Below are 14,530 nucleotides of genomic sequence, written 5' to 3' on the forward strand. Positions count from 1 at the left end.
AAAAGTACGAAACCAATTTTTAAACTGGGAAGCCGTTAGAGTACGCGTCCTCGCGCGCACAAGGCTGAGACCCACCAAATGAGGTATTTATAATGGCTAAAAAAGTTGAAGCTCTAATCAAGCTACAAGTTGCCGCTGGTATGGCTAATCCTAGTCCTCCAGTAGGTCCTGCACTAGGTCAACACGGTGTAAACATCATGGAATTCTGTAAAGCGTTTAACGCACGTACAGAGTCTATCGAAAAAGGCGCTCCAGTTCCTGTAGTGATCTCTGTTTACGGTGACCGTTCATTTACGTTCGACATGAAAACGCCACCTGCTGCTTACTTACTTAAGAAAGCTGCTGGTATCAAGTCAGGCTCAGGCCGTCCTAACACTGATAAAGTAGGCACAGTAACTCGTGCTCAACTTGAAGAAATTGTTGAGACAAAACGAACTGACCTTACAGCTGCCGATATGGACGCAGCGGTTCGCACTATCGCAGGTTCTGCGCGTGCGATGGGCTTGAACGTAGAGGACTAAGAAATGGCTAAATTAACTAAACGTATGCGTACTATCCGCGAAAAAGTGGAAGTAACTAAAGATTACGAAATCAATGAAGCAGTTGCTCTTTTAAAAGAGTTAGCGACAGCTAAATTCGTAGAAAGTGTTGACGTTGCCGTTAACCTTGGTATCGATGCTCGTAAATCTGATCAAAACGTTCGTGGTGCTACTGTACTACCTAACGGTACTGGTCGTGACGTTCGTGTTGCTGTATTCACACAAGGCGCTAATGCAGAAGCTGCAAAAGAAGCCGGTGCTGAATTAGTAGGTATGGAAGATCTTGCTGAACTAGTTAAAAAAGGCGAGATGAACTTTGACGTTGTTGTTGCATCACCAGACGCTATGCGTGTTGTTGGTCAACTAGGTCAAATCTTAGGCCCACGTGGTCTAATGCCAAACCCTAAAACTGGTACTGTAACGCCTAACGTTGCAGAAGCAGTTAAAAATGCTAAAGCAGGTCAAGTACGTTACCGTAATGACAAAAATGGCATCATCCATACTACTATTGGTAAGGTTGATTTCACTGCAGAGCAGTTACAACAAAACCTTGAAGCTCTAATTGTTGCGCTTAAGAAGGCTAAACCTTCTCAAGCTAAAGGTGTTTACTTGAAGAAAGTAACTATCTCTACAACAATGGGCGCAGGTGTTTCTGTTGACCAAAACACTTTAAGCACTATTGTTGCTTAATTGAGTGTTTACATGGCGTGAAATTTGTACTATAATTTCGCGCCATTTTGTTGATTAATTTATTAATTTGCAAAGTAAAGAATTCGGGTTGAAGTCCATAATTTCGTTAAGCCTTTGGGGTTAACGATAAATTGGGCTTCCGTCCAAGACCGTAGGTGGCTTCGGCCTTAATATTCACCTACGTAGACGGTGTAGACCCCAGATAGATTTTTCCTAATCCTTCTGGCTCTCGCCGTAAAAAGCATCTCTACCTTGTTTGGTAGGGAAGAGTAGAACAGGGGAATCCGATAATCGGTACCCCCATTAAACCAGGAGTAACACCCATGGCTTTAAATCTTCAAGGCAAAAAAGCAATAGTTGCTGAAGTCAACGAAGCAGCCAATGGTGCTCTATCTGCAGTTGTTGCAGATTCTCGTGGTGTAACAGTTGGCGCAATCACTGCCCTTCGTAAAGAAGCTCGTGCAAATGGTGTTTGGATGAAAGTTGTCCGTAACACTTTAGCAAAACGTGCTCTTGAAGGAACAGATTTTGAGTGTCTTTCTGATTCATTTGTTGGTCCAAGCTTAATCGCTTTCTCATCAGAGCACCCAGGTGCTGCTGCGCGTATCTTTTCAGATTTCGCGAAAAAGAATGAGAAATTCGAGCTTAAAACGGCCGCTTTTGAAGGAAATGTTGTTGATGCAGCAATGCTTGCTACATTACCTACATACGATGAAGCTGTTGCACGCTTAATGAGTGCTATGAAAGAAGCGTCTGCTGGCAAATTGTGTAAAACAATTGAAGCAGTACGTGTACAGAAAGAAGAGCAAGCTGCTTAATTTTAAGCTGTTTAATCTCACTTTCGGTGTAAAATTTATTTGGACTTAATGTCCGTTAATTATTAGGAAATTTGTAATGTCTGTATCTAAAGACCAAATCCTTGACGCAATTGCTGAAATGTCAGTAATGGACGTTGTTGCTCTTATCGAAGCAATGGAAGAAAAATTCGGCGTAACTGCTGCAGCTGCAATGGTAGCTGGTCCAGCTGCTGAAGCTGCTGAAGAGAAAACAGAATTTGACGTAATCCTTACTGGCGCTGGCGCTAACAAGGTTTCTGCAATCAAAGCTGTTCGTAGCGCAACTGGCCTTGGCCTTAAAGAAGCGAAAGCTCTTGTTGAAGCTGCTCCTACACCTGTTAAAGAAGGTGTATCTAAAGAAGAAGCTGAAGCACTTGCAAAAGATCTTACTGAAGCTGGTGCTGAAGTTGAGGTTAAGTAATTTAGCTTTTGCTAAGTTCGCTGCCTGAGAAATCAGGCAAGGGCTGGTGATTATTTAATCACCGGCCTTTTTGCGCTATAGAGTGATGCACTCTTTTAGTTCAAATAAAATCTGATTTTTTCTTTACTTTCAACGCTTTATAGTTTGCTAGTGTTAAAGTGGGATCTAATTAGAACAACAGTTAAATGTTGTAAAATCTTGGCATAGCTGCCAGTTAAGTCTGTTCTTACAAGAACAGGTCGGGTCAAAGATCAGCAAGCTGAGGAACCCCATGGCTTACTCTTATTCTGAAAAGAAACGTATCCGTAAGGATTTTGGTAAACGTCCACAAGTTTTGGATATACCTTTTTTACTGTCTACACAGTTAGAATCGTTTAAAAAATTCTTAGTGCCGGACGCTGATGGCGATCATGGTTTGGAAGCTGCCTTCCGTTCTGTGTTCCCTATTAAAAGCTACTCGGGAAATTCTGAGCTTCAATACGTAAGTTACCGTATTGGTGAGCCAGTTTTCGATGTAAAAGAATGTCAAATTCGCGGTGTGACTTATTCTGCTCCACTTCGCGTGAAACTGCGTCTTGTTGTTATGGACAAAGAAGCACCAGGCACAGTTAAAGACATTAAAGAGCAAGAAGTTTACATGGGCGAAATTCCGCTCATGACAGATACCGGTACTTTTGTAATCAATGGTACAGAGCGTGTTATCGTTTCTCAGCTACACCGTAGCCCTGGTGTATTCTTTGATAACGACCGCGGTAAAACCCATTCATCGGGTAAAGTATTATATAACGCACGCGTTATACCTTACCGTGGTTCATGGTTAGACTTCGAATTTGATGCAAAAGATAACTTATATGTACGTATTGACCGCCGTCGTAAATTACCGGCGTCTATCATCCTACGTGCACTAGAGTATTCTAGCGAAGAAATCCTAGATATGTTCTTCGATAACACTACGTTTGAAGTAACGAATGGTAAAGTTCTTATGGAACTTGTACCTTCGCGTTTACGTGGTGAAACTGCCGCTTTTGATATCAAGAGCGAAGACGGTGAAGTATTTGTTGAAAGCGGTCGTCGTGTTACGGCTCGCCACATCAAGAGCATCGAGAAGAAAGGCATTAAGCAATTAGAAGTACCACATGAGTACATCATTGGCCGTATTGTAGCTAAAAACTATGTTGATGAGTCAACTGGTGAAGTTATTGCAAATGCAAATGACGAGCTAACTCTAGAGCTAATGGCTGAATTGGTTAAAGCCGGTCACACTAAAATTGATACGTTATATATCAATGAAGTGGACAGCGGTGCTTACATGTCAAATACATTGAACATTGACTCTTCAAGCAGCCGTTTAGAAGCACTAGTAGAAATTTACCGCATGATGCGCCCAGGCGAGCCACCGACGAAAGACGCGGCTGAAGCCTTATTCCAGAACTTGTTCTTCTCTGAAGAGCGTTATGACTTATCTACTGTAGGTCGTATGAAGTTCAATAGCCGTGTTGGTTACGATACAGACACAGGCCCAGGCACATTAAGCAAAGAAGACATCGTGTCTGTTATGAAAGTATTAATTGCTATTCGTAACGGTCAAGGCGATGTTGATGATATCGATCACTTAGGCAACCGTCGTATACGTAGTGTTGGCGAAATGGCTGAGAACCAATTCCGTGTTGGTCTAGTACGTGTTGAACGTGCTGTACGTGAGCGTTTAAGCTTAGGTGACCTTGACGCGATAATGCCACAAGATCTTATTAACGCTAAGCCTATTTCGGCAGCGGTTAAAGAGTTCTTCGGCTCGTCTCAGTTATCACAGTTTATGGACCAAAATAACCCACTATCAGAAGTTACGCATAAACGTCGTATCTCTGCATTAGGTCCGGGCGGTCTAACTCGTGAACGCGCAGGCTTTGAAGTACGTGACGTTCACGTAACTCACTATGGTCGCGTATGTCCAATCGAGACTCCTGAGGGTCCAAACATCGGTCTAATTAACTCGTTGTCTACGTACGCACGTACAAATGACTACGGTTTCTTAGAAACACCTTACCGCAAAGTGGTAGATGGTGTTGTAACTGATGAAGTTGATTACTTATCAGCTATTGAAGAAGGTCAGTTTGTTATCGCACAGGCGAACTCAAACTTAACTGAAACCAATGAGTTTGTTGATGAACTTATTCCATGTCGTCACAAAGGTGAATCTACCTTTATGGGTCGCATGGACCAGCAGTATATGGATGTATCACCACAACAGGTGATCTCTGTAGCGGCAGCACTTATCCCGTTCCTAGAACACGATGATGCTAACCGTGCATTGATGGGTTCAAACATGCAACGTCAAGCAGTACCAACATTGAAAGCGGATAAACCGTTAGTAGGTACTGGTATTGAGTTAACACTAGCGAAAGACTCTGGTGTAACTATCGTTGCTAAACGTGGTGGTGAAGTAATGTATGCTGACGCAAGTCGCATCGTTGTAAATGTACATGAAGAAGAACGCATCCCTGGTGAAGCGGGCATCGACATCTACAACTTAACCAAATACACACGTTCTAACCAAAATACATGTATTAACCAAAAACCAACTTGTATGGTTGGCGAACCGGTTACTCGTGGTGACGTGTTAGCAGATGGTCCTTCGACTGACTTAGGTGACTTAGCCCTTGGTCAAAACCTTCGCGTGGCATTCATGCCATGGAACGGTTACAACTTCGAAGATTCAATCTTGTTATCAGAGCGCGTAGTTGAAGAAGATCGTCTAACGACTATCCATATTCAAGAACTACAGTGTGTTGCCCGTGATACTAAATTAGGTCCTGAAGAGATCACTGCAGATATCCCGAATGTGGGTGAATCTGCGCTAGGCAAGCTTGATGAATCAGGCGTTGTATATATTGGTGCTGAAGTTAAAGGCGGCGATATCCTAGTTGGTAAAGTGACTCCTAAAGGCGAGACACAGCTTACACCTGAAGAGAAGCTACTACGTGCTATCTTCGGCGAAAAAGCGTCTGACGTTAAAGACAGCTCTTTACGTGTACCAAACTCTGTAACTGGTACTGTAATTGACGTGCAAGTTTTCACCCGTGATGGTGTTGAAAAAGATAAACGTGCGTTAGAAGTTGAAGATATGCAGCTTCGCGAAGCGAAGAAAGACTTCAACGAAGAGTTCCGTATTTTAGAAGCAGGCGTTTTAGACCGTGCACGCAAGCTACTTATAGCTGCTGGTTTTGATGAAGAAAAACTTGCATCTCTTAATGCTGAAAAAGTACTTACGCAAAGCCTTGCTGAAGAAGACAAGCAAGCTGAGCTTGAGCAACTAGCTGCGCAGTACGATGAGCTTAAAGCTGAATACGATAAAAAGTTTGAAAACAAACGTCGTAAAATTACCCAAGGTGATGATTTAGCACCGGGCGTACTTAAGATTGTTAAAGTATACCTAGCTGTTAAACGTCGTATCCAACCGGGTGATAAAATGGCGGGTCGTCACGGTAACAAAGGTGTTATCTCGACTATCGTACCAGTAGAAGATATGCCTTACGATGACAAAGGTCGTACGGTAGATATCGTATTGAATCCACTAGGTGTACCATCGCGTATGAACATCGGTCAGATCCTTGAAACACATATGGGTCTTGCTGCACGTGGTATCGGTGAACGTATTGAAGAGATGATGAAAGAACAACGTGAGCTTCATGAGCTACGTGAATTCATCAAGCAAGCTTACGAAATTGGTGAATCTCGCCAAGTTGTAGACATTGCTAGCTTCACTGATGACGAAATTCGTCGTCTAGCTGAAAACTTAAAAGGTGGTTTACCAATAGCTACTCCTGCATTTGATGGCGCGAAAGAAAGCGAAATCAAAGACATGCTTGAGCTTGGTGGATATCCTAGAAGTGGTCAGGTTACACTTTATGATGGCCGTACTGGCGATCAGTTTGAACGTCAAGTAACTGTTGGTTACATGTACATGCTTAAACTTAACCACTTGGTTGACGATAAGATGCACGCACGTTCTACTGGTTCTTACAGCCTTGTTACTCAGCAGCCGCTGGGTGGTAAAGCACAGTTCGGTGGCCAGCGTTTTGGTGAGATGGAAGTATGGGCACTTGAAGCTTACGGTGCTGCTTACACTCTACAAGAAATGCTAACAGTGAAATCGGATGACGTGAACGGTCGTACTAAGATGTATAAAAACATCGTTGATGGTAACCATAAAATGGAACCAGGTATGCCAGAATCGTTCAACGTATTGTTGAAAGAAATCCGCTCACTGGGTATCAACATCGAGTTGGAAGAAAATTAAGCCAATTAGATGCTGCAGTTAACGCTGCAGCATCTGTTACGGCTGAATAGAATGTAGGGACGAGACTATCCGTCCTCAAGATTAACTCCGACAGGAGAGCTAAGGTGAAAGACTTACTTAAGTTTCTGAAGCAACAAAATAAGACCGAAGAATTCGATGCAATTCGCATTGGTCTTGCTTCACCAGACATGGTTCGTTCATGGTCATACGGTGAAGTAAAGAAACCTGAGACTATTAACTACCGTACTTTCAAGCCTGAGCGCGACGGCTTATTCTGTGCCCGTATTTTCGGCCCAGTGAAAGATTATGAGTGTTTATGTGGTAAATATAAACGCCTTAAACACCGTGGTGTGATCTGTGAAAAGTGTGGCGTTGAAGTAACACTCACTAAAGTGCGACGCGATCGTATGGGTCATATCGACCTTGCGAGCCCAGTTGCACATATATGGTTTTTAAAATCATTACCGTCACGTATTGGCTTAATGCTAGATATGACGCTTCGTGATATTGAACGTGTTCTTTACTTCGAATCGTTCGTAGTAACTGAACCTGGTATGACAACGCTTGAGCGTGGTCAACTATTAGGTGAAGAAGAATACTTAGATTCACTAGAAGAGCACGGTGATGAATTTGAAGCGAAGATGGGTGCTGAAGCAGTTTTAGACTTGCTTCGTGAACTTGATCTTGCTCAATTAATTGCTGAGATGCGTGAAGAGTTACCAACAATTAACTCTGAAACTAAGCGTAAAAAAATCACTAAACGTCTTAAGTTAATGGAATCGTTCCACCAATCAGGTAATAACCCTGAGTGGATGATCATGACAGTACTTCCAGTATTGCCACCTGATCTTCGCCCATTAGTACCATTAGACGGTGGTCGTTTTGCGACATCTGATCTAAACGACCTTTACCGTCGTGTTATTAACCGTAATAACCGTCTTAAGCGTCTACTAGATTTAGCAGCACCAGACATTATTGTACGCAACGAAAAACGTATGTTACAAGAAGCGGTAGATGCGCTACTTGATAACGGTCGTCGTGGTCGTGCAATTACAGGTTCTAACAAACGTCCTCTTAAATCTCTTGCTGATATGATCAAGGGTAAGCAAGGTCGTTTCCGTCAGAACTTACTTGGTAAGCGTGTAGATTATTCAGGCCGTTCTGTAATCACAGTAGGTCCTACTCTTAAGCTTCACCAATGTGGTCTTCCTAAGAAGATGGCACTAGAGTTATTCAAACCATTCATCTATGGCAAATTAGAGCGTCGCGGCATGGCTACGACAATCAAAGCAGCTAAGAAGATGGTTGAACGTGAAGTTCCGGAAGTATGGGATGTACTTGACGAAGTAATTCGTGAACATCCAGTATTACTTAACCGTGCACCAACACTTCACCGTTTGGGTATCCAAGCGTTTGAACCTGTGCTTATCGAAGGTAAAGCGATTCATTTGCATCCATTAGTATGTGCGGCCTACAACGCCGATTTCGATGGTGACCAAATGGCGGTACACGTACCGTTAACAATCGAAGCACAGCTTGAAGCTCGTGCCTTAATGATGTCAACAAACAACATTCTATCTCCTGCGAATGGTGAACCAATCATCGTTCCTTCACAGGATGTTGTATTGGGTCTTTATTACATGACTCGTGACCGCATTAACGCTAAAGGCGAAGGCGCGATATTTAAAGATCCAAAAGAAGCAGAAAAAGCATACCGCAGCGGCAATGCAGACCTTCACGCAATCGTGAAAGTACGTATTAGCCAATCAGTTAAAAACGAAGACGGCATAGTAGAAGACACTGTGACTGTTATCGATACAACTGTTGGTCGTGCAATTCTGTCTCTAATTTTACCTAAAGGCATGCCGTTTGCGTCAATCAACCAGCCGCTAGGTAAAAAGCAGATTTCTGGCTTATTGAATGAGTGTTACCGTCGTCTAGGTCTTAAAGATACAGTTATCTTTGCTGACCAAGTTATGTACACCGGTTTCCATTATGCAATGAAGTCAGGTGTTTCTATCGGTATTGATGACTTAGTTATCCCACCGATTAAAGCACAGATAATTGAATCAGCTGAAGCTGAAGTGACTGAAATCAACCAACAATTCCAATCAGGTCTTGTAACGGCTGGTGAAAAGTACAATAAAGTTATCGATATCTGGTCACGTGTAAACGAAAACTTATCACGTGAGATGATGGCTAACTTGTCAAAAGATACAGTTATCAATGCAAAAGGTGAAGAAGTAGAGCAACCGTCATTTAACTCAGTGTTTATGATGGCCGACTCAGGTGCTCGTGGTAGTGCTGCACAGATTCGTCAGTTGGCGGGTATGCGTGGTCTAATGGCACGTCCAGATGGTTCAATCATCGAGACGCCAATCACAGCTAACTTCCGTGAAGGTCTAAACGTACTTCAGTACTTCATCTCAACGCATGGTGCGCGTAAAGGTCTTGCCGATACAGCACTTAAAACAGCAAACTCGGGTTACCTAACGCGTCGTCTAGTAGACGTTGCACAAGATTTGGTAATCAATGAAGATGACTGTGGCACAGAAGATGGCTTAACAATGAAACCGCTTATTGAAGGTGGTGATGTTGTAGAAGCACTTCGCGAACGTGTTCTAGGTCGTGTTGTTGCAGAAGATATTGTAATTCCAGGTACTAATACTGTACTTGTTGAACGTAATGTTATGCTTGACGAAAAACTGTGTGATCTTTTAGAAGAGCACTCAGTAGATGAAGTTCGCGTACGTTCTGTTATCACATGTGATAATGACTTTGGTGTTTGTGCTAACTGTTACGGTCGTGACCTAGCACGTGGTCACATCATCAACGCTGGTGAATCAGTGGGTGTTATCGCGGCTCAATCAATCGGTGAGCCGGGTACACAGTTAACAATGCGTACCTTCCACATCGGTGGTGCGGCATCTAGAGCATCTGCAGAAAATAATGTACAAGTTAAAACTAACGGTACATTAAAACTTCATAACTCTAAGTACGTATTAAACACAGACGGTAAGATTGTTATTACCTCTCGTTCTACGGAAATTACTATCATCGATAGTCATGGTCGTGAGAAAGAGCGTTATAAAGTACCTTACGGTGCGGTACTAACAGTGCAAGACAATGCAGAAGTTCAAGGTAATGACATCGTCGCTACTTGGGACCCGCATAGTCACCCAATCGTTCTTGAGCATAAGTCAAAAGTATCGTTCAGCGATATCGATGATTCAAATACTGAAGCACAGACTGATGAACTAACCGGTTTAACCCGTGTAGTTGTAAAAGATCTTGCTAAAGTAAATACGAAAGAACCAAAGCTTATCATTGAAAGTGAAGAGCGCGGTCTGCAAGAAACACGTCTTCCTTCATTCACTACGATTGAAGTTATTGACGGCGTTACAGCAAACCCAGGTGACGTGTTAGCACGTATTCCGCAAGAAGGTTCGAAAACTCGTGATATCACGGGTGGTCTACCACGCGTAGCCGACTTATTTGAAGCTCGTAAGCCAAAAGATCCAGCTATATTAGCTGAAGTAACTGGTACAATTAGCTTCGGTAAAGAGACTAAAGGTAAGAAGCGTTTAGTTATTACTCCAGCTGAAGGTGATCATTACGAAGAGATGATTCCTAAGTGGCGTCAACTTAACGTGTTTGAAGGTGAGCAAGTGTCTAAAGGTGAAGTTATTGCCGATGGTCCTGAATCACCGCATGACATCTTACGCCTACGTGGTGTAACTCATGTTGCTAACTATATCGTTAACGAAGTGCAAGAGGTTTACCGTTTGCAAGGCGTTAAGATCAATGACAAGCACATTGAAACAATTATCCGTCAAATGTTACGTAAATGTACCATTATGCACGGCGGTGATACTGACTTCTTAGCCGGTGAACAAATCGAAGTGGCGCGCGTTAATATCGCAAACCGTGACCTTGAAAAACAAGGTAAGATACCAGCTAAGTTTGAAATCCAGTTAATGGGTATCACAAAAGCATCACTAGCAACAGAATCTTTCATCTCTGCAGCGTCTTTCCAAGAGACAACACGTGTTCTTACAGATGCGGCAGTGAATGGTAAGAGCGATGAGCTTCGCGGTCTTAAAGAAAACGTAATTGTGGGTCGTTTGATCCCAGCCGGTACCGGTTTTGCGTATCATCAAGAACGTATGGCTCGCCGTAAACAAAGCAAAGTAGTAGTAGAAGAGCAAACAGTAAGTGCAGAAGAGGCGACTCAAGCACTTACAGACGCTCTAAATGCTGATTTGTCTGGAAATCAATAAACTGTTCTTAATCAATAGATTAAGTGATCGTAAGGCAGTTATATGCTGTCTTACGATTAGTTTAGGTTGACAGGTTAAACTTTGCTCATTAAAATTCCGCCACCCATTTACTTGTGTGCTTAATGCAGGCTCGTAAATAAAGGGCGGATTTTTTTATTTTTTTCAGTAGTAATTTTAATTTCAGGAGCTATTTAAATGGCAACTATTAACCAGCTAGTGCGTAAGCCACGCCGTAGCAAGGTTACGAAAAGTAACTCAGCTGCACTAAAAGCGTGTCCGCAAAAGCGCGGTGTATGTACTCGCGTATATACAACTACACCTAAGAAACCAAACTCGGCGTTACGTAAAGTAGCACGTGTACGTTTAACTAACGGTTTCGAAGTAACTTCATACATTGGCGGTGAAGGTCATAACCTTCAAGAGCATAGTGTAATCCTAATCCGTGGTGGTCGTGTTAAAGATTTACCAGGTGTGCGTTTTCACACTGTTCGTGGTGCACTTGACTGTGCAGGCGTTAGCGATCGTCGTCAAGCTCGTTCTAAATACGGTGCAAAACGCCCTAAAGGGTAATTGTATTCCGTTAGTAAGGCCAAGCACTAAATATTTATAATTATTGTTTTGGGTGATTGACTCGAAAGAGCAAACCTGAATAAACCGGAGATACAAAATGCCTAGAAGACGCGTAATCGGTCAACGTAAAATTCTTCCAGATCCTAAGTTCGGATCGGAACTTCTTGCTAAATTCGTTAACATCGTGATGTTAGACGGCAAGAAATCTACTGCTGAAAAAATTGTTTATGGTGCGCTAGACGTGGCTGCTGAGAAATCAGGCAAGTCGCACCTAGAAATCTTTGAAACTGCACTTGATAACATCCGTCCACAGGTAGAGGTTAAATCTCGCCGTGTTGGTGGTTCAACTTATCAAGTACCAGTTGAAGTACGTCCAGTTCGTCGTAACGCATTAGGTATGCGTTGGTTAGTAGACGCTGCACGTAAGCGTGGCGAAAAATCTATGGGCTTACGTTTAGCTCAAGAAATCGTTGACGCTTCTGATAATAAAGGCACTGCGGTTAAGAAACGTGAAGACGTTCACCGTATGGCTGAAGCGAATAAAGCATTCGCTCATTACCGTTGGTAATCTGTCTTTAACCTTTAAGAGGATCATATGGCACGTACAACTCCACTTGAGCGCTATCGTAATATAGGTATTGTTGCTCACGTAGATGCAGGCAAAACCACCACAACAGAACGTGTTCTGTTCTACACAGGTCTTTCTCATAAGATCGGTGAAGTACATGATGGCGCTGCAACTATGGATTGGATGGAGCAGGAACAAGAGCGTGGTATCACAATCACTTCTGCTGCAACAACGTGTTTTTGGAAAGGGATGGATGCTCAATTTGACGCCCATCGTATCAATATTATTGATACTCCAGGACACGTAGATTTCACTATCGAAGTAGAGCGTTCTTTACGCGTACTAGATGGTGCGGTAGTTGTTCTTTGTGCTTCATCTGGTGTACAGCCGCAAACTGAGACAGTTTGGCGTCAAGCGAACAAATACGAAGTTCCGAGAATGATCTTCGTAAATAAAATGGATCGCACGGGCGCAGACTTCTTAGCAGTGGTCAGCCAGGTGAAATCTCGTCTTGGAGCAACGCCTGTTCCAATTCAGTTGCCTGTAGGCGCTGAGGACGACTTTAAAGGTGTTATTGACCTTATAAAAATGAAAGTGATTAACTGGAACGAAGCGGACCAGGGTATGACTTTCTCTTATGAGGCAATACCGGCAGAACTTCTGGAATTAGCTGAAGAATGGCGCGCTCATTTAGTTGAAAGCGCTGCTGAAGCAACAGAAGAACTAATGGATAAATACTTAGAAGGTGAAGAGTTAAGTGAAGCAGAAATTAAAAATGCTTTACGCCAACGAACATTAGCAAATGAGATTGTTCCAGTTACTTGTGGTAGCGCATTTAAAAACAAAGGCGTTCAAGCTGTGCTTGATGGCGTTGTTGAATATATGCCGTCACCAGAGCAAGTGAAACAAATCCAAGGTATCTTAGAAAATGGTACTGAGGAAGAACGTCCAGCTAATGATAAAGCGCCGTTTGCTGCACTCGCATTTAAGATTGCAACAGACCCGTTTGTTGGAACCTTGACCTTTTTCCGTGTTTACTCTGGTACTGTTAAACAGGGTGACACGGTATATAATCCAGTAAAAAGTAAGCGTGAGCGACTTGGCCGTATCGTACAGATGCATTCAAACTCTCGTGAAGAGATCAAAGAAGTTTTCGCAGGCGACATCGCGGCAGCTATTGGTCTTAAAGACGTAACAACAGGTGAAACACTGTGTGATCCGAATTCTATTATTACGCTTGAGCGTATGGAATTCCCAGAACCAGTAATCTCTATTGCGGTTGAGCCCCGCACTATAGCTGACCAAGATAAGATGGGTATCGCACTAGGTAAACTAGCTGCTGAAGATCCTTCTTTTCGCGTACAAACTGACGAAGAATCAGGCCAGGTTATAATCTCTGGCATGGGTGAACTTCACCTAGATATCATCGTCGACCGTATGAAACGTGAATTCAGTGTTGAATGTAACGTTGGTAAGCCGCAGGTCTCATACCGAGAAGCTATTCGTTCAACTGTTAAAGTTGAAGGGAAGTTTATACGTCAGTCAGGTGGTCGTGGCCAATATGGACACGTTTGGATTAAACTTGAACCGATGGATATTACGGATGATGAGTCACCAATTTACGAGTTCGTTAACGAAACCGTAGGTGGTTCAGTTCCTAAAGAATTCGTTCCTGCGGTAGACAAAGGTATCCAAGAGCAAATGTCTCAAGGTGTACTGGCAGGCTACCCATTACTTGGCGTTAAAGCGACTTTATATGATGGTTCATTCCATGATGTAGATTCGAATGAAATGGCATTTAAAATAGCAGGTTCACTGGCAATGAAAAACGGGGCGCTTGAAGCTAACCCTGTACTTTTAGAGCCAGTAATGAAGGTTGAAGTACTCACTCCTGATTCAAATATGGGTGATGTAGTTGGCGACTTAAACCGTCGCCGCGGCATAATCGAAGGCATGGAAGATGCATTAGGTGGACTTAAGCAAATTAATGCGCAAGTTCCTCTTTCTGAAATGTTTGGTTATGCAACTGCTTTACGATCTGCAACACAGGGCCGTGCCTCATACTCTATGGAGTTTGTGAAGTACGCTGAAGCCTCTAAAAATGTCGCAGATACAATAATTTCAGCTCGCGCTGTTATATAATTTTAGCTTGTCTGGCTCAATAGTGAGTCAGGCTTTAATTTCTTTATTAGGAATTTTTTAAGATGGCAAAAGAAAAGTTTGAACGCGTAAAACCGCACGTAAACGTTGGTACAATCGGCCACGTTGACCACGGTAAAACTACACTAACTGCAGCAATCACTAACGTACTTGCAAAAGTATACGGCGG

At 42.9% G+C, this 14,530-nt stretch carries 10 protein-coding genes; all 10 read left to right on the forward strand.

The annotated features are described in order from the left end of the window. Positions 1-92 precede the first annotated feature (92 nt). Positions 93-521, forward strand: coding sequence for a 50S ribosomal protein L11 (gene rplK, locus H5117_RS10210; RefSeq protein ID WP_002958879.1), 429 nt, complete (start codon positions 93-95; stop codon positions 519-521). 3 nt (positions 522-524) lie between these two features. Then, on the forward strand, positions 525-1,229 hold the full coding sequence (gene rplA / locus H5117_RS10215; RefSeq protein WP_002958880.1) for a 50S ribosomal protein L1: 705 nt from the start codon (positions 525-527) through the stop codon (positions 1,227-1,229). Positions 1,230-1,552: 323 nt separating this feature from the next. Then, positions 1,553-2,047, forward strand: coding sequence for a 50S ribosomal protein L10 (gene rplJ / locus H5117_RS10220; protein WP_002958881.1), 495 nt, complete (start codon positions 1,553-1,555; stop codon positions 2,045-2,047). A gap of 76 nt (positions 2,048-2,123) precedes the next feature. Beyond that, positions 2,124-2,486 (forward strand): 50S ribosomal protein L7/L12, encoded by a 363-nt coding sequence (gene rplL / locus H5117_RS10225; protein WP_002958882.1) that lies wholly within the window; start codon positions 2,124-2,126, stop codon positions 2,484-2,486. 271 nt (positions 2,487-2,757) lie between these two features. Next, complete coding sequence (rpoB, locus tag H5117_RS10230; protein ID WP_024597281.1) at positions 2,758-6,783, forward strand: DNA-directed RNA polymerase subunit beta; 4,026 nt, start codon at positions 2,758-2,760, stop codon at positions 6,781-6,783. Positions 6,784-6,887: 104 nt separating this feature from the next. Then, positions 6,888-11,063, forward strand: a complete 4,176-nt coding sequence (gene rpoC / locus H5117_RS10235; RefSeq protein ID WP_002958884.1) for a DNA-directed RNA polymerase subunit beta' — start codon at positions 6,888-6,890, stop codon at positions 11,061-11,063. Positions 11,064-11,258: 195 nt separating this feature from the next. Further along, entirely contained in the window at positions 11,259-11,633 is a 375-nt protein-coding gene (gene rpsL / locus H5117_RS10240) for a 30S ribosomal protein S12 (RefSeq protein WP_002958885.1), read from the forward strand. A 97-nt stretch (positions 11,634-11,730) separates the two neighbouring features. Next, on the forward strand, positions 11,731-12,201 hold the full coding sequence (gene rpsG / locus H5117_RS10245; protein WP_010555004.1) for a 30S ribosomal protein S7: 471 nt from the start codon (positions 11,731-11,733) through the stop codon (positions 12,199-12,201). A 27-nt stretch (positions 12,202-12,228) separates the two neighbouring features. Further along, the gene (fusA, locus tag H5117_RS10250; RefSeq protein WP_002958887.1) at positions 12,229-14,343 is read left to right on the forward strand and encodes an elongation factor G; all 2,115 of its coding nucleotides are present in this window, start codon (positions 12,229-12,231) and stop codon (positions 14,341-14,343) included. Between the two features lie 62 nt (positions 14,344-14,405). Further along, positions 14,406-14,530, forward strand: a 125-nt coding sequence (locus tag H5117_RS10255) for a GTP-binding protein (protein ID WP_033023824.1), incomplete at its 3' end; no start/stop codon positions are given.

The organism is Pseudoalteromonas sp. SG45-1 (assembly GCF_014164135.1).
In the GTDB taxonomy this organism is placed as follows: domain Bacteria; phylum Pseudomonadota; class Gammaproteobacteria; order Enterobacterales; family Alteromonadaceae; genus Pseudoalteromonas; species Pseudoalteromonas distincta.